Genomic DNA, 19,632 nt, shown 5'->3' with positions numbered 1-19,632 from the left:
CAGCTGAATCGCGATTGGCTGTGACCGTTCAGCCGCGATTGCCTCTAGCAATCGACAGCAGGCTGGCGCTGAAAATCAACGCCGCACCGATCAACGAGGTCAGATCCGGGGTTTCACCCCAGCGCAGCCAGGCGATCAGCCCGGCAAACACGATCGCCAGGTAGGCAAAGGGGCCGATCAGCCCGGGCGATGCCAGGCTGTAGGCTTTGGACATGATGATCTGGCTGGCGGTAGCCAGCAGGCCAATTGCCAACAGCAGCCAGAGATCTTGTTCACTCATCGGCTGCCAGGCCCAGGTCAATGGGATGGCCGAGATCAGGGCGCTGAACAGCGAAAAATAGAACACGATGCGATACGCAGGCTCGGTATCACTCATCTCGCGGATCGATACAAAGGCAAAGGCGGCCATCACGCTAGCGGCCAGGCCGATCAGCGCATGACTGTCGAGCAGCGCCGCAGAGGGTTTGGCCACCAGCAGCACGCCAATAAGGCCCACCACGGTGGTTAGCAGCATGCGCTTGCTCAGCGGCTCCTTGAGCCACCACCAGGCAATCAGCGGGGTAAACAGCGGCGCTGAGTAGGTGAACAGCATGGCGTCGGCCAGCGGTAGGTGGGCAATGGCGTAGAAAAAGCAGTACATCGCCGCCAGGCCGTAGGTGGTGCGCCACAGGTGGGATTTCAGGCGGGTGGTTTTGAGTGGACGCAGGCCTTTGAACAGAATCAGCGGCATAAAGAACAGCACGCCGACCAAATTGCGAAAGAACACCACGGACTCGTTGTTGACGCTGACCGAGACCTCGCGAATGCCGACGCCCATCAGGGAAAACAACAAGGCCGACAGCGCGAGCAGTGCGGCACCCTGAACGGGTTTAACCGAGCGGGTGCCCATAGTCACGCGCGCAACAGCGGGTAGAGTTCCTTGAGCAACTTGCTGCGGCTGAACACCATCTGCCAGCGATGCCCGCCCAGTTGGCGCCACAGGCGTGCAGAACGAATACCGGTGAGCAGCAGCGCGCGAATCTTCGCCGCATTGTTGGTCTGTTGCAGGTGGCGCATATCGCCTTGCACCTGAATGCGCTGGCGGAAGGTGCTGATGGTGTCCTGATAAAGGCTGGCGCAGTTGGCGATGACGTTTTCGTGGGTCGGGCCGAAGTGTTCGACCTGTTGCTGCACCTGGTCGAGGCGGCTGCCCATGACTTGCAGCATGTCGCCACGCTTATCCAGCTGACGCTCCAACGCGAGCAGGGCCAGGGCATAACGCAGCGGATCACGCTGCAGGCTGGCAGGGTCGCGCTCCAAGGCGCCAGCCAGGGCGCGATAGCCGTCGCGCAGGTTGAGGTCATCGCCGCCGTAAACATCCAGCGTGTCTTTTGGGTCGCGCACCAGCAGGCTGTTGATCATGCAGGCTACGGCCGGCTCGCCGACCTGGCCGGTGCGCGCCAGTTTGTCGACCAATACCGCCGACTCGAATACCGCGCCGAGGGCGATCAGTTGTTCACGGATTGGATTCAAACCCGTTGCTCCCGCGCAGTCCAAGGCTCGGCGGTTTCAATCACGCCGCCACCCAGACAGATTTCGCCGTCGTAGAACACCACGGACTGGCCTGGAGTCACGGCGCGCTGCGGCTCGTTGAAGACGGCGCGATAGCCGCTGGCGGTTTTTTCCAGCGTGCAGGCCTGATCGCTCTGGCGATAACGCACTTTGGCCGTCAGCTCGCGCGGCGTGCTCAGATCAATCGGGTTTACCCAGTAAATCTCCGAGGCGAGTAGGGCGCGGCTGAACAGCCAGGAGTGTTCATTGCCCTGGCCAACCACCAGTACATTGCGCGTCAGGTCCTTGTGCAGGACGTACCAGGGCTCGTCACTGGCGTCTTTCAAACCACCAATACCCAAACCCTGGCGCTGGCCAATGGTGTGGTACATCAGGCCGTGGTGACGGCCGATGATTTCGCCCTCAGTGGTTTCGATATTGCCCGGCTGGGCCGGCAGGTACTGCTTGAGGAAGTCACTGAAACGACGTTCGCCGATAAAGCAGATACCGGTCGAATCCTTCTTCTTTGCTGTGGCCAGTGCGTATTTCTCGGCAATTGCGCGTACTGCTGGCTTCTCCAGCTCGCCGACCGGGAACAGCGTCTTGGCAATCTGCTCGCCGCCCACAGCATGCAGGAAATAGCTCTGATCCTTGTTCGGATCGAGGCCCTTGAGCAGTTCGGTGCGGCCATCGATATCGCGGCGGCGCACATAGTGACCGGTGGCAATCAGGTCGGCGCCGAGCATCAGGGCGTAGTCGAGGAAGGCTTTAAACTTGATCTCGCGGTTGCACAGGATGTCCGGGTTCGGCGTGCGTCCAGCCTTGTATTCGGCCAGGAAGTGCTCGAACACATTGTCCCAGTACTCGGCAGCAAAATTGGCAGTGTGCAGCTTGATGCCGATCTTGTCGCACACAGCCTGAGCATCGGCCAGATCGTCCATGGCCGTGCAGTATTCGGTGCCGTCGTCTTCGTCCCAGTTCTTCATAAACAGGCCTTCGACCTGATACCCCTGTTCAAGCAGCAGCAGGGCGGAAACGGAGGAATCGACGCCGCCGGACATACCGACAATGACGCGCTGGGTAGTTGGATCAGGCATGGGAATACTGGGCACGGGTCTAAAAAGAGGGCGATTCTAACAGGCTGGGGCTTAGGGCTGTTAATCGCGAATCAAGCTGAGTGAAAAGCACTGGCCGCTCAGGTAATCATCGATACAGCGCAGCACTAGCTCACTGCGCCAGCGCTCGGGCTGCGCTGCCAGCTCGTCACGGGTTAGCCAGCGCGGGCCGATGATACCGTCATCCAGCGGATGGTTAGGCCGTTGCTGCAGTGGTTTGGCGGCAAAGCATACGCGCTGGTAGGTGACGCCGTTGCTTGGCGCGGTGTATAGATAAATGCCGGTAACGCCGGTCAGCTCGACATCCCAGCCAGTCTCTTCGAGGGTTTCGCGCAGCGCGGCCTGTATCAGGCTTTCGTTTGCTTCTAGGTGCCCAGCCGGCTGGTTGAATACGGCGCGGCCTTCGGCCATTTCTTCGACTAACAGAAAACGGCCCTGGTCTTCGATGACCGTGGCCACGGTGATGTGCGGTTGCCACTGCATGAACGTGCTACCTGTTATGAGAAAAGGCGATCTTATCCTGATTCTCTCGGCCCTGAATGCGCAAACCCCGGCACGGGGCCAGGGTTTGCGGTATTGCTGCACCCATTGGCGCAGGGCGTTATGCCTTAGTTCAGAGCCGCGAGCGCAGCATTGAAAGTTGCGCTCGGGCGCATGACCTGGCTGGTCAATTGCGGGTTGGAACGGTAGTAACCTCCGATGTCCACGGGCTTGCCCTGTACGGCGCTGAGTTCGGCGACGATGGTTGCTTCATTCTCGCTGAGGGTTTTGGCCAGCGGCGCGAACTGCGCTTTCAACTCGGCATCATCGTTCTGCGCGGCCAGTTCCTGAGCCCAATACAGCGCCAGGTAGAAGTGGCTGCCACGGTTATCCAGCTCGCCGGTCCTGCGCGATGGCGACTTGTTATGGTCCAGCAACTTGCCGGTGGCCGCATCGAGGGTAGTGCCCAGCAGTTTGGCTTTCGGGTTGTTGGTCTTGATCCCGGTTTCTTCCAGGGAAACCGCCAGGGCCAGGAATTCGCCGAGCGAATCCCAGCGCAGGTGGTTTTCTTCGATCAGTTGCTGCACATGCTTGGGCGCGGAGCCGCCAGCACCGGTTTCGTACATGCCGCCACCTGCCATCAACGGCACGATGGAGAGCATCTTGGCCGAAGTGCCCAGTTCCATGATCGGGAACAGGTCGGTCAGGTAGTCGCGCAGTACGTTGCCGGTCACCGAAATGGTGTCCTGACCACGAATCAAACGCTCCATGCTCACGCGAATGGCCTGGTTGTAGTCCATAACGCGGATGTCCAGACCGGTCAGGTCATGCTCCTGCAGGTAGGCTTCGACCTTTTTCTGCAGTTCGCGGTCGTGGGCACGTTCTGGGTCGAGCCAGAAAATTGCCGGGGTATTGGACTGACGAGCGCGGGTTACAGCTAGTTTGACCCAGTCGCGGATCGGCGCATCTTTGGTTTGGCAGGCGCGCCAGATGTCACCGGCTTCGACTTCATGCTGCATCAGTACGGTGCCGTCGGCCAGCACTACGCGCATGGTGCCATCGGCGCGCATTTCGAAGGTCTTGTCGTGGGAACCGTACTCTTCGGCTTTCTGCGCCATCAGACCGACGTTCGGCACGCTGCCCATGGTGGTGGGATTGAACGCGCCGTTGGTTTTGCAGAAATTGATCATTTCCTGATAGATGCGGGCGTAGGTACTTTCCGGCATCACCGCTTTGGTGTCTTTGAGCTTGCCGTCCTTGCCCCACATCTGCCCGGAGCTGCGAATCATCGCTGGCATCGAGGCGTCGACAATCACGTCGCTCGGGATATGCAGGTTGGTGATGCCCTTGACCGAGTCGACCATCGCCATTTCCGGGCGGTGGCTGTAGCAGGCATGGATATCATCGAGAATTTCTTCCTGCTGCGAAACGGGCAGGGATTTAATCTTGTCGTAAACGCTGCTGATGCCGTTGTTCGGGTTAACGCCCAGCTCTTCGAATAGCTTGCCGTATTTATCGAAGACGTCCTTGTAGTAAACGCTGACGGCGTGGCCGAAAACGATCGGGTGGGAGACCTTCATCATGGTCGCCTTGACGTGCAGGGACCACATCACACCGTTTTCCTTGCAGTCCTGCAGGGTGCGCTCGAAGAAATCGCGCAGCTTGCGGCAGCTCATAAACATGCTGTCGAAGACTTCGCCTTCTTGCAGCGTGAGCTGCTTCTTGACTTCGACCTTGCCGTCCTTGCCGACGAACTCGATGCGCACGTCACCGGCCTTGGCCATGGTGATGGACTGCTCGCTGGAGAAGAAATCGCCGCCACGCATGTAATCGGCGTGAGACTGCGAGGTCATGCTCCACTTGCCCATGGAGTGCGGATGCTTACGTACGAAGGCTTTAACTGCGGCAGGCGCGCGGCGGTCGGAGTTACCTTCACGCAGCACCGGGTTCACCGCGCTGCCAAGCACTTTGCTGTAGCGGGCGCTGGCGTCTTTATCCGCGTCAGTTTGCGGGTCTTCCGGGAAGTTCGGGATGTTGTAGCCCTGCGCCTGCAGCTCTGCGATTGCGCCCTTGAGCTGCGGCACCGAGGCGCTGATGTTCGGCAGTTTGATGATATTGGCGTCTGGCGAGGTGGCCAGTACGGCCAGCTTGGCGAGGTCGTCGGCGATTTGCTTGTCGGCATCCAACTGGTCGGCAAAGCTTGCAAGGATGCGCCCTGCAAGAGAGATGTCGCGCGTTTCGACGGCAATCTCAGCAGAGGCTGCGAACGCTTCTACAATAGGCAGAAGCGAATAGGTCGCAAGGGCTGGAGCTTCGTCGGTGAAGGTATAAATGATCTTCGAGGGGGTGGACATTTAGAGTTAACTCTCTTCTTTGCTGAGCGTGCACAGCCGCTCGACATGCGCAGGTAAGCGCTGAGGCCCAAATGGACGAACCAGAAGTCGAGGACTTGCCGCGGTGATGTTGGATGCACCAGTAGAGTGTTGAGCGTTTCGAGCCGTTGAAGCGCTGTAGCAATTCGACGGTTTCAAGAGGCGGACAACCTGTTTAAACGATCCGCGCCTTATGACCTGTTAGTCATGTGTGAAGTATACCACCGCGCTAACGCGTCGCAGAATGCCTTGGCGCATAAGACCAACGAACATATGGTTTCGCCCGATTCAAGTGGGTTACTCTGGGGCGATCTGATTGTTTTAACCACAAGACGGAGTCCAGCATGGGATACCAAAAGATCCAGGTGCCTGCCACCGGTGACAAAATCACCGTCAATGCCGATGCATCCCTGAACGTACCGAACAATCCAGTTATCCCCTTTATCGAAGGTGACGGTATCGGTGTCGATATCAGCCCGGTGATGATCAAAGTCGTGGATGCGGCCGTACAGAAAGCCTACGGCGGTGAACGCAAGATCTCTTGGATGGAAGTGTACGCAGGCGAGAAAGCCACTCAGGTTTACGATCAGGACACCTGGCTGCCTCAGGAAACTCTTGACGCAGTCAAAGACTACGTCGTTTCCATCAAGGGCCCGTTGACCACGCCAGTCGGTGGCGGTATCCGCTCCCTCAACGTCGCTCTGCGTCAGCAGCTCGATCTGTACGTTTGCCTGCGTCCGGTGCGCTGGTTCGAAGGCGTACCAAGCCCGGTGAAGAAGCCCGGTGACGTCGACATGACCATCTTCCGTGAGAACTCGGAAGACATCTATGCCGGTATTGAGTGGAAGGCGGGCTCGCCTGAAGCAACCAAGGTCATCAAGTTCCTCAAAGAGGAAATGGGTGTAACCAAGATTCGCTTCGATCAGGACTGCGGCATCGGCGTCAAGCCGGTCTCCAAAGAAGGTACCAAGCGTCTGGCACGTAAAGCGCTGCAGTATGTAGTCGATAACGACCGCGACTCGCTGACCATCGTGCATAAAGGCAACATCATGAAGTTCACCGAAGGTGCCTTCAAAGAGTGGGCCTACGAAATTGCTGCTGAAGAGTTCGGTGCGACCCTGCTTGATGGCGGTCCTTGGATGCAATTCAAGAACCCGAAAACCGGTAAGAACGTCATCGTCAAAGACGCCATCGCCGACGCCATGCTGCAGCAAATCCTGCTGCGCCCGGCTGAGTACGACGTAATCGCTACCCTCAACCTCAACGGCGACTATCTATCCGATGCCCTGGCGGCCGAAGTGGGCGGTATCGGTATCGCTCCAGGTGCCAACCTGTCCGACACCGTTGCCATGTTTGAAGCCACCCACGGCACTGCGCCGAAGTACGCTGGTAAGGATCAGGTGAACCCCGGTTCGCTGATTCTCTCTGCGGAAATGATGCTGCGCCACATAGGCTGGACCGAAGCGGCCGACTTGATCATCAAGGGTACCAACGGCGCTATCTCGGCCAAGACTGTGACCTATGATTTCGAGCGCCTGATGGACGGTGCCAAGCTGCTGTCCTGCTCGGCCTTCGGTGACGCACTGATTTCGCATATGTAAGCCAATCAGTGAAATAAAGAAAGGCCGGTCAAATGACCGGCCTTTTTTGTGGGCGATTAACTGCCCAGGTGACTCTAATCAGACTTCAACCGTTGCGCCCTGGTGTTGCTTGACTGCGGCGGGCACTTCACTGGCGGCAGTAGCCGCACTGATGTTCACGGCGTGGAGTCCTTTTGGACCTTGAATAATATCGAAGCTTACCGGCTGGCCAGCCTTCAGCGTTTTATAGCCGTCCATCTGGATAGCCGAGTAGTGGGCGAACAGGTCCTCATCTCGACCATCGGCCAGGATGAATCCATAGCCTTTGGCGTTGTTGAACCACTTGACCTTACCGCTAACCATGCTGATATCCCTCTGCAAAGGACTCCATCACTGGAGTATCATCCACTTCAATTCCACGCTTTGCTTGACGTGAGTCGGCAAAGCTGTGAAACCCCTTAATACCCACGCTGGGTATTCATTGTTTGTAACACCGTTTTGCCGATAGTCAAGGCAATGCTGTAACTGGCTGAGAAGCCGTTCAAACTCTGTCTAGCACAGACTATTCGCCCATCAACGAAGCTATTCAGCATGCATGCACGTAGCCAGATTCGACTAACATTCAATCAGGATCGCCCCGCAGAGCATGAGGACGATTCCTTCGGCTTAGCCGTTCAGGAGTCCAAGCCCGCTTTGCAGGCGCCTCCTATGTATAAGGTGATTTTGTTTAACGACGACTACACGCCTATGGATTTTGTGGTCGAGATTCTCGAGGTGTTTTTCAACCTGAATCGAGAAATGGCGACCAAAATCATGCTGACCGTCCACACAGAGGGCCGGGCAGTATGTGGTGTGTTTACCCGCGATATTGCTGAAACCAAAGCAACACAGGTGAATCAATATGCGAGAGAGAGCCAGCATCCGCTACTCTGTGAAATAGAGAAGGACGGTTAACGCCGGCCACTTGGGCATGAGGTGAAGCTATGTTAAATCGAGAGCTCGAAGTCACCCTCAATCTGGCTTTCAAGGAGGCTCGTACCAAGCGTCATGAATTTATGACGGTTGAACATTTGTTGCTGGCCCTCCTGGATAACGAGGCCGCCGCTAGTGTGCTGCGCGCATGCGGGGCCAATCTAGACAAGCTACGGCATGATCTGCAGGAGTTTATCGACTCCACCACGCCGCTGATTCCCCAACACGACGAAGAACGCGAAACGCAGCCTACCCTGGGTTTTCAGCGTGTTCTGCAGCGCGCGGTTTTCCACGTGCAAAGTTCCGGCAAGCGTGAAGTGACCGGCGCCAACGTACTGGTGGCGATTTTTAGCGAGCAGGAAAGCCAGGCGGTGTTTCTGCTCAAGCAGCAGAGCGTCGCGCGTATCGATGTGGTCAACTTCATTGCCCACGGCATCTCCAAGGTGCCGGGCCATGGTGGCCATTCGGAAACCGAGCAGGAAATGCAGGATGAGGAGGGCGGCGAATCCGCCAGCTCGAGCAATCCGCTGGATGCTTATGCCAGTAACTTGAACGAGCTGGCTCGCCAGGGGCGTATTGATCCATTGGTCGGTCGTGAGTCGGAAGTCGAACGTGTGGCGCAGATTCTCGCGCGTCGGCGTAAGAACAATCCGCTATTGGTGGGTGAGGCTGGTGTCGGTAAAACTGCCATCGCCGAAGGCTTGGCCAAGCGCATCGTCGATAACCAGGTACCTGATCTGTTGGCCGACAGCGTGGTCTATTCGCTGGATCTCGGCGCACTGCTGGCTGGCACCAAGTACCGCGGTGATTTCGAGAAACGCTTGAAAGCTTTGCTCAATGAGCTGCGTAAGCGCCCCCACGCCATTCTGTTTATCGATGAAATCCACACCATTATCGGCGCTGGTGCTGCGTCGGGTGGAGTAATGGATGCGTCCAACTTACTGAAGCCCATGCTGTCTTCGGGTGAGATTCGTTGCATCGGCTCGACGACCTTCCAAGAGTTCCGTGGCATCTTCGAGAAAGACCGCGCCCTGGCGCGTCGCTTCCAGAAAGTTGATGTGGTTGAGCCCTCGGTGGAAGACACCATCGGCATTCTGCGGGGTCTGAAAGGTCGCTTCGAGCAGCATCACAGCATCGAATACAGCGATGAGGCCTTACGCGCGGCGGCTGAGCTCGCCTCGCGCTATATCAATGATCGGCATATGCCGGACAAGGCCATTGATGTAATCGATGAAGCTGGGGCCTACCAGCGGCTGCAGCCGGTGGAAAAACGCCTGACGCGTATCGATGTGGCACAGGTCGAAGACATTGTGGCGAAAATCGCCCGCATTCCGCCGAAGCACGTCAGCAGTTCGGATAAAGAACTTCTGCGTAACCTCGAGCGCGACCTCAAACTCACCGTATTTGGCCAGGACGCTGCGATTGACTCGCTGTCGACCGCGATCAAGCTGTCCCGTGCTGGACTCAAAGCGCCCGACAAGCCGGTAGGCTCTTTCCTATTTGCCGGCCCTACGGGGGTGGGTAAAACCGAAGCCGCCCGCCAGTTGGCCAAGGCGATGGGCGTTGAGCTGGTTCGTTTCGATATGTCCGAGTATATGGAGCGCCACACGGTTTCGCGCCTGATCGGTGCGCCGCCGGGCTATGTCGGCTTCGATCAAGGCGGTCTATTAACTGAGGCGATAACTAAAACACCGCACTGCGTATTGCTACTGGATGAGATCGAGAAGGCTCACCCGGAAGTCTTTAACCTGCTGCTGCAGGTCATGGATCACGGCACCCTGACTGATAACAACGGTCGCAAGGCGGACTTCCGCAACGTGATCGTAATCATGACCACTAACGCAGGTGCTGAAACCGCAGCGCGGGCATCCATTGGCTTCACCTATCAGGACCACTCGTCTGATGCCATGGAAGTGATCAAGAAGAGCTTCACTCCAGAGTTCCGCAACCGCCTGGATACCATTATCCAGTTCGGCCGCCTGAGCCACGAAGTGATCAAAAGCATCGTCGACAAGTTCCTCACCGAGCTGCAGGCGCAGCTTGAGGACAAACGCGTCACGCTGGAAGTCAGCGATGCCGCGCGTAGCTGGTTGGCAGAGAGCGGTTACGATGTGCAGATGGGTGCTCGGCCGATGGCGCGCTTGATCCAGGACAAGATCAAGCGTCCGCTGGCGGAAGAGATTCTGTTTGGTGAGTTGGCTGAACACGGTGGTGTGGTGCATATCGACATCGAAGGTGGTGAGCTGACCTTTGATTTCGAAACCACGGCAGAAATGGCCTAGACCTAGTCTTATTACGCGCACAAAAACGCCCGGCATTGCCGGGCGTTTTTACTGGAGCTTGGTGTAACAGATGCCGGGAAACCTAAGTTTTCGCTGGCCTGTTAACGGGCGCGGTAAGTAATGCGGCCTTTGCTCAAGTCATAAGGCGTAAGTTCAACACGAACTTTGTCGCCAGTCAGAATGCGGATGTAATTTTTGCGCATCTTTCCGGAGATGTGCGCAGTAACGACGTGCCCATTTTCCAACTCCACACGGAACATGGTGTTGGGCAGGGTGTCGACGACAGTGCCTTCCATTTCGAAGCTGTCTTCTTTCGACATGCAGTAAAGCCCTCGGTATCCAATGAATGGCCCGGTGCAACTGGCGCCAGGCAAAAGCGGCGTGCATTGTGCCCGAAATTTGGGGTTTGCGCCAAGGGCTTCAGCTAAGTCTGCCCCAGCGTTGATTGACGAACAGCTCTATGGGCCGGTACTGAGTCTTGTAATTCATCTTGCGGCAGTTCTTGATCCAGTAGCCCAGATAGACCGCATGTAGCCCCAAACGCGCCGCTTCGGCAATTTGCCAGAGGATGGCAAAGCGCCCGAGGCTGCGGCGCTCCTCGTTCGGTTCATAAAATGTGTATACCGCGGACAGTCCATTGGGCAGTACATCGGTTACAGCAATTGCCAGCAGGCGGTTGTTTTGGCGGAATTCGTAGAAGCGCGAGAAGGCCAGATCGCGCACCAGAAAGGTAGAAAATTGTTCGCGGTTGGGCGGGTACATATCGCCATCGGCATGCCGTTGCTCAATGTAGCGCACATACAACGCGTAATACTCTTCGGTAAATGCCGGGCGCACCAGACGGACCTGAATGTCCTGATTACGCTTGAAAATACGCCGTTGCTGACGATTCGGGCTGAACTGCGCGGCAGGAATGCGTGCAGGGACGCAGGCGGTGCAGCGTTGGCAGTGCGGGCGATAGAGGTGGTCGCCGCTGCGACGAAAGCCCATTTCCGAAAGCTCAGCATAAACATCCGCATCCATGGGCTGGCTGGGATCGAGGAACAGGGTTGTGGCCTGCTCGTCGGGCAGATAGCTGCAGGGGTGCGGTTGAGTGGCGTAAAACTTCAGGCGGGCCAGCTCAGTCATGATCGACTCTCAGGGTCATGCTTGAATCAAGTGTAAGCCAGGCTGGCGCCCTCGCCTAGGCGACCCAATCGGCTCGGCTGGATTGATCTAGATGAGCGCTCAGGTAGCCGGCAAACGCGGTACGGGAAATTGTCTGCGCGCCGAGACTGAGCAGGTGCTCGGTCGGCATCTGGCAATCGATCAACACAAAGCCCCAGTCTTTCAAGTGTTCAACCAGCGTGACAAAACCCACCTTGGAGGCGTTGTCTGCGCGACTGAACATCGATTCACCAAAGAACAGCTGCCCCATGGCCAGACCATAGAGCCCGCCAACCAGCTCGCTATCACGCCAAACCTCAACCGAATGAGCTATACCGCGCTGGTGCAGTTCCAAGTAAGCGTCCTGCATGGGACTGGTGATCCAGGTTTCTGCTGCATAGCTGCGTGGCGCTGCGCAGGCGCGGATCACGTCAGTGAAAGCCTGATCAAAGGTCACCCGATAACGGCCCTGGCGCAGCACTTTGCCAAGGCTGCGCGAAACGTGCAGCTGTTCAGGCAGCAGCACGGTGCGCGGGTCCGGCGACCACCAGAGAATCGGCTGACCATCTTGGAACCAAGGAAAGCAGCCGTGCCGATAAGCCTGGATCAAACGCTCGGGGCGTAGATCGCCACCAGCGGCCAGCAAGCCATTGGGCTCGCGCAGGGCTTTATTGAGAGGCGGGAAATCCAGTGAGTCGCGTTGCAGCCACGTCAGCATGTGCAGGGCCGGATTTGGAAAGAGGAGGGCAGGGCGGACTGAGCGTCCGCCCTGAATGAATCAATTGTCGTCGAGGAATTTCTCGACATCCAGCGCGGCCATACAGCCGGCACCGGCGGAGGTGATGGCCTGGCGGTAAACGTGGTCAGCCACGTCGCCTGCGGCAAATACACCTTCAATGCTGGTAGCGGTGGCATTGCCTTCATTGCCACCTTTGATCAGCAGATAGCCGTCGCGCATTTCCAGCTGGCCGTGGAACAGCTCGGTATTGGGCTTATGGCCGATGGCGATAAACACGCCGGCCAACGGCAGGTCTTTGCTCACACCGCTCTGTGTATCTTTCAGGCGCGCGCCAGTTACACCGGTGTTGTCGCCCAGCACTTCTTCCAGTGCGTGGTTCCAGTGCAGCACCACGTTGCCGTTGGCTGCTTTGTCGAACAACTTATCCTGAAGAATCTTTTCCGAGCGCAGCTTGTCGCGGCGATGCACAAGGTGCACTTCCTTAGCGATATTCGACAAGTACAGCGCTTCTTCGACGGCGGTATTGCCGCCGCCAATCACCGCTACTACCTGGTTGCGATAGAAGAAGCCGTCACAGGTGGCGCACGCCGATACACCCTTACCGGAAAACGCTTCTTCGGACGGCAGGCCCAGGTACTGCGCCGATGCACCCGTGGCAATAATCAGTGCGTCACAGGTGTAGGTACCACTGTCGCCTTTCAAAGTGAAAGGGCGCGACTGCAACTCGGCGGTGTGAATGTGGTCGTAGACGATCTCGGTTTCAAAGCGCTCGGCGTGCTTTTGCATGCGTTCCATCAGCGCCGGGCCGGTCAGACCTTCAACGTCGCCGGGCCAGTTGTCCACTTCGGTGGTGGTGGTCAGCTGACCGCCGGGCTGGATGCCGGTAATGATCACGGGCTTGAGGTTGGCGCGGGCAGCATAAACGGCAGCGCTATAACCGGCAGGGCCAGAGCCCAGGATGATCAAGCGTGAATGCTTGACTTCGCTCATAAAAACACCTCATAAGCCTTTGTCACAAAAGAGAATGCATGCTCCAATTGAGCCGCACGGAAGATATTGGCGGATATGCTACACCGAAGCGGGCGAAGAGCGGGAGTCAACCGTTATAGCTGTTTATGCATACAGCTTGGTCTGGTATGGTGCGGTTAAACCCGTACAATTGCTGCATATTTTGCCGTTAACCAATTATTCGGCGCCTCTGGCGCAGGAACAGATGCGTTTTGAAGAAATCTAGCCCAACCGCACAAGCCCCTATCTGGCGTCAGCAGCTGCCTTATCGACTTAAAGAAGGCGCGCTGATTGGCCTGGGCGCACTTTGCCTTTATCTCTGGATGGCCCTGCTGACCTACGATGCGGCCGATCCTGGCTGGACGCACACCAGCAATGTCGAACAGGTACAGAACGCCGCCGGCCGCGCCGGTGCCTGGTTTGCCGACATCCTTTTTATGGCGCTGGGCTATTTTGCCTATCTGTTCCCGCTGCTGTTGGCGGTAAAAACCCTGCAGGTATTTCGCGCCCGCCATCAGCCGTGGCAATGGAGCGGTTGGCTGTTTTCCTGGCGGCTGATCGGCCTGGTTTTTTTGGTGCTATCCGGTGCCGCGCTGGCCTATATCCATTTCTATGCCAGTTCCAGCATGCCGGCCTCTGCAGGCGGCGCGCTGGGCGAAAGTCTGGGTGTGCTGGCGATTAATGCGCTGAATGTTCAGGGCAGCACGCTGCTGCTGATCGCGCTATTTCTCTTCGGTTTGACAGTCTTCACTGACCTATCCTGGTTCAAGGTGATGGACCTGACCGGGAAGATCACCCTCGACCTGATCGAGCTGATCCAGAGTCTGGCCAACCGCTGGTGGAGTGCGCGGGCTGAACGTAAGCAGTTGGTGGCGCAGTTACGGGAAGTTGATGAGCGCGTCAGTGAAGTCTCCGCGCCAATCGTGCTGGATCGCCGTGAGCAGGCCAAGGTCAAAGAACGCCTGATCGAGCGCGAAGAGTCGCTGAACAAACACATGAGTGAACGGGTGAACCGCCCAGCTCCAGTCATCACGCCGCCGGCCGCCCCGAAAGCGCCTGAGCCGAGCAAGCGCGTGCTCAAAGAGAAACAGGTCAATCTGTTTGAAGACAGCGCACTAGCCGGCAGCCTGCCGCCGATTTCGATCCTCGATGTAGCAGAGAAGGTTCAGAAGAAATATTCGCCTGAACACCTGGAGGCCATGTCGCGCTTGCTTGAGATCAAACTCAAGGAGTTTGGTGTCGAGGTTATCGTCGAGTCTGTGCATCCTGGTCCGGTAATTACCCGTTTCGAGATCCAGCCGGCGGCAGGGATCAAGGTCAGCCGTATTTCTGGCCTGGCCAAGGATCTTGCGCGTTCGATGGCGATTATCAGCGTACGCGTGGTGGAAGTGATTCCGGGCAAGACCACTGTCGGCATCGAAATCCCCAACGAAGATCGGCAGATCGTGCGCTTCTCCGAAGTGCTGTCGTCGCCTGAGTATGACGAAGCCAAGTCGCCCGTTACCTTGGCCCTGGGCCATGATATTGGCGGCAAACCGGTGATTACCGATCTGGCGAAAATGCCCCATCTGCTGGTGGCCGGTACTACCGGCTCGGGTAAGTCGGTTGGGGTTAACGCAATGATCCTGTCGATTCTGTTCAAGTCCACGCCGGAAGAGGCGCGCTTGATCATGATCGACCCGAAAATGCTTGAACTGTCGATCTACGAAGGCATCCCGCACCTGCTGTGCCCGGTAGTGACCGACATGAAGGAAGCCGCCAACGCCCTACGCTGGTCGGTAGCCGAAATGGAGCGTCGCTACAAGCTGATGTCGAAGATGGGCGTGCGCAACCTGGCCGGCTTCAACCGCAAGGTCAAGGACGCCGAAGAGGCCGGCGAGCCATTGAGCGATCCGCTGTACAAGCGCGAAAGCATGCACGACGAAGCACCACTGTTGAAAACCCTGCCGACCATCGTGGTAGTGGTCGACGAGTTCGCCGACATGATGATGATTGTCGGCAAGAAGGTTGAAGAGCTGATTGCGCGTATCGCGCAGAAGGCTCGTGCAGCCGGGATTCACCTGATTCTCGCAACCCAGCGCCCCTCGGTGGATGTGATTACCGGTCTGATCAAGGCCAACATTCCGACTCGCATGGCGTTTCAGGTGTCGAGCAAGATCGATTCGCGCACCATCATCGATCAGGGCGGCGCAGAGCAGCTCCTCGGCCACGGCGACATGCTTTATATGCCGCCCGGCACCAGCCTGCCCATTCGCGTACACGGCGCCTTCGTTTCTGATGATGAAGTGCACCGGGTGGTCGAGGCCTGGAAACAGCGCGGCACGCCTGACTATATCGATGACATTCTCAATGGCGTCGAGGAGTCCGGTAGTGGTTTTGAGGGTGGTAGCGGCGAGGGCAGTGGTGAAGGCAGTGAGTCCGACCCTCTTTATGATGAAGCGGTCAATTTCGTACTGGAAAGTCGCCGTGCGTCTATTTCTGCCGTGCAGCGCAAGCTGAAGATCGGCTACAACCGCGCCGCGCGGATGATTGAAGCCATGGAAATGGCTGGCGTCGTCACCTCAATGAACACCAATGGCTCTCGCGAGGTCATAGCACCAAGCCCTGTTCGCGATTAATGCCTAGCCCGATCTGATAAGGAGTCCCATGCGCCTGATTCGCATGTTGTTGCTGACCGTACTGAGTTTTACCAGCGTTGCCGCCATGGCCGACGATGAAGTTGCCGTGCAGCGTCTGACCGAGCTGCTCAACCAGGCGCAAACCATCAACGCGCGCTTTTCCCAACTGACCCTGGATGGCAGCGGCACCCAGCTGCAGGAAACCGCCGGCCAGCTCGCACTGAAGCGTCCGGGCCTGTTCCGCTGGCACACCGATGCGCCAATGGAGCAGCTGCTGGTCTCCAATGGTGAGAAGGTTTGGCTGTATGACCCGGATCTGCAGCAGGTGACCATTCAGACCCTCGATCAGCGCCTGACCCATACCCCGGCGCTGTTGCTGTCCGGAGATGTGTCGAAGATCCGTGAGAACTTCGAGATCAGCCACAACGAGGGCGGCAATGTGGTCGATTTCATCCTCAAGCCAAAATCCAAGGACACCCTGTTCGACAGCTTGCGCCTGTCGTTCCGCAACAAAGTGCTCAACGATATGCAGCTGATCGACAGCATCGGCCAGCGCACCAATATTCTGTTTCTCAACGTGAAAATGAATGAGCCGCAGGACGATGCGCAGTTCACCTTCGAGATTCCGGCCGGCGCGGACGTGATTCAAGAGTAGAAGGCTCAAGGGCAAGAGGCGTTAAAGCGCAGTCATGGATCTGTTTCGCAAGGCTTCCGTTGCTCAACCCCTGGCTGCCCGTTTGCGTGCAGCCAGTTTGGATGAGTACGTCGGCCAGGAGCACTTGCTGGCCCGTGGCAAACCCTTGCGTGAAGCGCTGGAGCAGGGCGCGCTGCATTCGATGATCTTCTGGGGCCCGCCAGGCGTCGGCAAGACCACCCTGGCGCGGCTGCTGGCGCAGGTGTCCGATGCGCATTTCGAGACGATTTCCGCCGTGCTCTCCGGGGTCAAGGAAATTCGCCAGGCCGTGGAAGTGGCGCAGCAACATGCCGCGCAATATGGCCGTCAGACCATCCTGTTTGTTGATGAGGTGCACCGCTTCAACAAGTCGCAGCAGGATGCCTTCCTGCCGTACGTGGAAGACGGCACGCTGATCTTTATCGGGGCCACCACGGAAAATCCTTCGTTCGAGCTAAATAACGCCTTGCTCTCACGGGCTCGCGTGTATGTGCTGAAAAGCCTGGATGAAAGCGCGCTTCGCAAATTGGTTGAGCGCGCTTTAAACGACCCGAAAGGCCTGGGCGAGCGTCAGCTGAGCCTGCCGGAAGAAAGCTTCAAGATTCTCCAGGCCGCCGCCGATGGCGATGGCCGGCGCTTGCTCAACTTTCTGGAAAACGCCGCGGACCTTGCTGAAGACGGCAGTGAGATCGGCAGCGAATTGCTGCTCAATCTGCTCGGCGATACCCGTCGGCGCTTCGACAAGGGCGGCGAAGCTTTCTACGACCAGATATCGGCGCTGCACAAATCCGTACGCGGTTCCAGCCCGGACGGCGCGTTGTACTGGTTTGCGCGCATGCTCGATGGCGGCTGTGATCCGCTGTATATCGCCCGCCGCGTGGTGCGCATGGCCAGTGAGGATATTGGCAACGCCGACCCGCGTGCCTTGACCCTGTGCCTGAATGCCTGGGATGTGCAGGAACGTCTGGGCAGCCCGGAGGGCGAACTGGCGGTGGCCCAGGCGATTGTCTACCTAGCCTGCGCGCCGAAAAGCAATGCGGTCTACAACGCCTTCAAGGCCGCTATGCGCGACGCCGCCGAACATGGCTCCCAAGAGGTGCCGCTGCACCTGCGTAACGCGCCGACCAAGCTTATGAAAGAGCTGGGTTATGGCGACGAGTACCGCTACGCCCACGACGAGCCCGATGCCTATGCGGCGGGGGAGGATTACTTCCCCGAAACCCTAGAACCACGCGAGTATTATCAGCCGGTGCCACGCGGCCTGGAACTGAAGATTCGCGACAAGCTGCAGCATTTGCACAACAAGGACCGCAATAGCCCTAGGCAGCGGAGAAAACCATGATTCGTGTCGCCATGGCCGTTGCCCTCGGCGGAGCCGTAGGCGCAGTGCTGCGCTTTCTCACCGCCAGCTGGGTTGTTGCCCACTGGCCACGGCATTTCTACCTGGGCACCTTTACCGTCAATATTCTCGGCTGCCTGTTGATCGGTCTGTTGTCAGGCCTGTTTCTGCTGCGCAGCGACCTGCCCATCGAATTGCGCAGCGGCCTGATCATCGGCCTGCTGGGCGGCTTTACCACTTTTTCCTCTTTCAGCCTTGAACTGCTCAAACTGTTTGAAGGCGGCCGCCACAACGAGGCCTTCGCCTACCTGCTGTGCAGCGTGGTCGGCGGTGTACTTGCCGTCTGGGGCGGCTTTGCCCTGGCGCGCCTTTATCAGTAACCGCAGCGGCTAACGCGCGGTCTGGCACCCAAGCCTGTTAAAGCCTTAAACTGCGCGGCATTGCGCGTCATGGCCAAAGCCATGCAAACCCTTGTGATGTGTTGAGACCAGAACATGCTTGATTCCAAACTCGTTCGTACCCAGCTCCATGAAGTGGCCGAGCGCCTGGCCGCCCGTGGATTTGTCCTTGATGTTGCCCGCTTTGAAGCGCTTGAGGCTAAGCGCAAGACGCTGCAGACCCGCACCGAGCAGCTGCAAGCCGAACGTAACAGTCGCTCCAAATCCATTGGCCAAGCCAAGCAGCGAGGTGAAGACATTGCGCCGCTGCTGGCAGAAGTGGACCAGATGGGCAGCGATCTGGAGCAGGGCAAGCGTGACCTCGACAGCATTCAGAGCGAACTCGATAACCTGTTGCTGAATATCCCCAACTTGCCGCATGAGTCGGTGCCGGTTGGTGAAGATGAAGAGGGAAACGTTGAAGTCTCCCGTTGGGGCACGCCGAGCAGCTTCGATTTCCCGATTCAGGATCACGTTGCCCTTGGCGAGCAGCACGGCTGGCTGGATTTCGAGACCGCCGCCAAACTGTCCGGCGCGCGCTTTGCCCTGCTGCGCGGTCCGATTGCGCGCATGCACCGCGCTCTGGCTCAGTTCATGATCAACCTGCACACCGGCGAGCACGGCTATGAAGAAGCCTATACGCCTTATCTGGTGCAGGCTCCGGCGCTGCAAGGCACCGGGCAGCTGCCGAAGTTCGAGGAAGACCTGTTCAAGATCAGCCGTGAAGGCGAGGCGGATCTGTACCTGATTCCGACCGCTGAAGTGTCGCTGACCAATATCGTCGCCGGCGAGATCCTTGATCCCAAGCTGCTGCCGCTGAAGCTGGTCGCCCATACCCCGTGCTTCCGCAGTGAAGCCGGCGCTTCCGGCCGTGATACCCGCGGCATGATCCGTCAACACCAGTTCGACAAGGTCGAGATGGTGCAGATCGTCGAGCCGAGCAAATCCTTTGAAGCGCTGGAAAGCCTGACTGCCAATGCCGAGCGTGTGCTGCAGCTGCTTGAGTTGCCATACCGCAAACTGGCACTGTGCACTGGTGATATGGGTTTCGGCGCGGTGAAGACCTATGACCTGGAGGTCTGGGTGCCGAGCCAGGACAAGTACCGTGAAATTTCTTCGTGCTCCAACTGTGGTGACTTCCAGGCCCGCCGCATGCAAGCGCGCTACCGCAACCCGGAAACCGGCAAGCCCGAACTGGTGCACACCCTCAACGGCTCCGGCCTGGCAGTCGGTCGCACGCTGGTAGCTGTGCTGGAGAACTACCAGCAGGCCGATGGCAGCATCCGCGTTCCGGACGTGCTGAAGCCCTATATGGGCGGTATCGAAATCATCGGTTAATCC

General features: G+C 58.0%; 17 protein-coding genes and 1 pseudogene. 8 read left to right on the top strand and 10 right to left on the bottom strand.

Annotation, left to right across the window (positions count from 1 at the left end; translation table 11 throughout):
* Positions 1 to 28: 28 nt before the first annotated feature.
* The 5 genes and pseudogenes from AACY25_RS09240 to AACY25_RS09220 form a co-directional block, all read right to left on the bottom strand.
* Positions 29 to 889 carry a DMT family transporter gene (locus AACY25_RS09240; RefSeq protein ID WP_339524984.1) on the bottom strand — a complete coding sequence of 287 codons (861 nt, stop codon included), beginning with the start codon at positions 887 to 889 and terminating at the stop codon, positions 29 to 31.
* Positions 890 to 891: 2 nt separating this feature from the next.
* Positions 892 to 1,512 carry a high frequency lysogenization protein HflD gene (hflD, locus tag AACY25_RS09235; RefSeq protein ID WP_339524034.1) on the bottom strand — a complete coding sequence of 207 codons (621 nt, stop codon included), beginning with the start codon at positions 1,510 to 1,512 and terminating at the stop codon, positions 892 to 894.
* The gene (gene mnmA, locus AACY25_RS09230) at positions 1,509 to 2,627 is read right to left on the bottom strand and encodes a tRNA 2-thiouridine(34) synthase MnmA (protein WP_339524032.1); all 1,119 of its coding nucleotides are present in this window, start codon (positions 2,625 to 2,627) and stop codon (positions 1,509 to 1,511) included. The genes hflD and mnmA overlap by 4 nt, the downstream gene beginning before the upstream one ends.
* A gap of 19 nt (positions 2,628 to 2,646) precedes the next feature.
* Positions 2,647 to 3,128 (bottom strand): annotated as a pseudogene (locus AACY25_RS09225) (NUDIX hydrolase).
* Between the two features lie 125 nt (positions 3,129 to 3,253).
* On the bottom strand, positions 3,254 to 5,479 hold the full coding sequence (locus tag AACY25_RS09220; protein ID WP_339524030.1) for an NADP-dependent isocitrate dehydrogenase: 2,226 nt from the start codon (positions 5,477 to 5,479) through the stop codon (positions 3,254 to 3,256).
* Positions 5,480 to 5,841: 362 nt separating this feature from the next.
* Between AACY25_RS09220 and icd the strand changes: the two genes are divergently transcribed.
* Positions 5,842 to 7,098: an NADP-dependent isocitrate dehydrogenase gene (gene icd / locus AACY25_RS09215; RefSeq protein ID WP_339524028.1), complete on the top strand. Its 1,257-nt coding sequence runs from the start codon at positions 5,842 to 5,844 to the stop codon at positions 7,096 to 7,098.
* A gap of 78 nt (positions 7,099 to 7,176) precedes the next feature.
* Here the strand turns inward: icd and cspD are convergent, their stop codons facing one another.
* Positions 7,177 to 7,440, bottom strand: a complete 264-nt coding sequence (gene cspD, locus AACY25_RS09210) for a cold shock domain-containing protein CspD (RefSeq protein ID WP_339411221.1) — start codon at positions 7,438 to 7,440, stop codon at positions 7,177 to 7,179.
* Positions 7,441 to 7,668: 228 nt separating this feature from the next.
* Between cspD and clpS the strand changes: the two genes are divergently transcribed.
* Positions 7,669 to 8,031, top strand: a complete 363-nt coding sequence (gene clpS, locus AACY25_RS09205; RefSeq protein ID WP_090253676.1) for an ATP-dependent Clp protease adapter ClpS — start codon at positions 7,669 to 7,671, stop codon at positions 8,029 to 8,031.
* Between the two features lie 29 nt (positions 8,032 to 8,060).
* A complete protein-coding gene (gene clpA, locus AACY25_RS09200) occupies positions 8,061 to 10,331 on the top strand; it encodes an ATP-dependent Clp protease ATP-binding subunit ClpA (protein ID WP_339411224.1) in 2,271 nt (756 codons plus the stop codon).
* 101 nt (positions 10,332 to 10,432) lie between these two features.
* Here the strand turns inward: clpA and infA are convergent, their stop codons facing one another.
* From infA to trxB, 4 genes are all read right to left on the bottom strand, one after another.
* Complete coding sequence (gene infA, locus AACY25_RS09195) at positions 10,433 to 10,651, bottom strand: translation initiation factor IF-1 (protein WP_002553999.1); 219 nt, start codon at positions 10,649 to 10,651, stop codon at positions 10,433 to 10,435.
* 100 nt (positions 10,652 to 10,751) lie between these two features.
* Positions 10,752 to 11,459: an arginyltransferase gene (locus tag AACY25_RS09190; protein WP_339524026.1), complete on the bottom strand. Its 708-nt coding sequence runs from the start codon at positions 11,457 to 11,459 to the stop codon at positions 10,752 to 10,754.
* A 55-nt stretch (positions 11,460 to 11,514) separates the two neighbouring features.
* The gene (gene aat, locus AACY25_RS09185; RefSeq protein WP_339524024.1) at positions 11,515 to 12,195 is read right to left on the bottom strand and encodes a leucyl/phenylalanyl-tRNA--protein transferase; all 681 of its coding nucleotides are present in this window, start codon (positions 12,193 to 12,195) and stop codon (positions 11,515 to 11,517) included.
* A 60-nt stretch (positions 12,196 to 12,255) separates the two neighbouring features.
* Positions 12,256 to 13,206, bottom strand: coding sequence for a thioredoxin-disulfide reductase (gene trxB, locus AACY25_RS09180; RefSeq protein ID WP_090253685.1), 951 nt, complete (start codon positions 13,204 to 13,206; stop codon positions 12,256 to 12,258).
* Positions 13,207 to 13,436: 230 nt separating this feature from the next.
* On the opposite strand from trxB, the gene ftsK reads away from it, so the two are divergent.
* The 5 genes from ftsK to serS all read left to right on the top strand — a co-directional run bounded on the left by ftsK (position 13,437) and on the right by serS (position 19,629).
* Complete coding sequence (gene ftsK, locus AACY25_RS09175) at positions 13,437 to 15,842, top strand: DNA translocase FtsK (protein WP_339524022.1); 2,406 nt, start codon at positions 13,437 to 13,439, stop codon at positions 15,840 to 15,842.
* Between the two features lie 28 nt (positions 15,843 to 15,870).
* The gene (lolA, locus tag AACY25_RS09170; RefSeq protein WP_160086953.1) at positions 15,871 to 16,497 is read left to right on the top strand and encodes an outer membrane lipoprotein chaperone LolA; all 627 of its coding nucleotides are present in this window, start codon (positions 15,871 to 15,873) and stop codon (positions 16,495 to 16,497) included.
* 34 nt (positions 16,498 to 16,531) lie between these two features.
* Positions 16,532 to 17,857: a replication-associated recombination protein A gene (locus AACY25_RS09165; RefSeq protein WP_339524018.1), complete on the top strand. Its 1,326-nt coding sequence runs from the start codon at positions 16,532 to 16,534 to the stop codon at positions 17,855 to 17,857.
* Positions 17,854 to 18,234: a fluoride efflux transporter CrcB gene (crcB, locus tag AACY25_RS09160; RefSeq protein WP_339411236.1), complete on the top strand. Its 381-nt coding sequence runs from the start codon at positions 17,854 to 17,856 to the stop codon at positions 18,232 to 18,234. The genes AACY25_RS09165 and crcB overlap by 4 nt, the downstream gene beginning before the upstream one ends.
* Before the next feature lie 114 nt (positions 18,235 to 18,348).
* A complete protein-coding gene (serS, locus tag AACY25_RS09155) occupies positions 18,349 to 19,629 on the top strand; it encodes a serine--tRNA ligase (RefSeq protein ID WP_339411238.1) in 1,281 nt (426 codons plus the stop codon).
* The last annotated feature ends 3 nt before the right edge of the window (positions 19,630 to 19,632 follow it).

Origin of the sequence: Pseudomonas sp. EA_35y_Pfl2_R111 (assembly GCF_963970955.1) — a bacterium.
Lineage (GTDB): Bacteria > Pseudomonadota > Gammaproteobacteria > Pseudomonadales > Pseudomonadaceae > Aquipseudomonas.
Note: the sequence above shows the minus strand (reverse complement) of the source record. Positions and strands in the feature narration are given on the sequence as shown.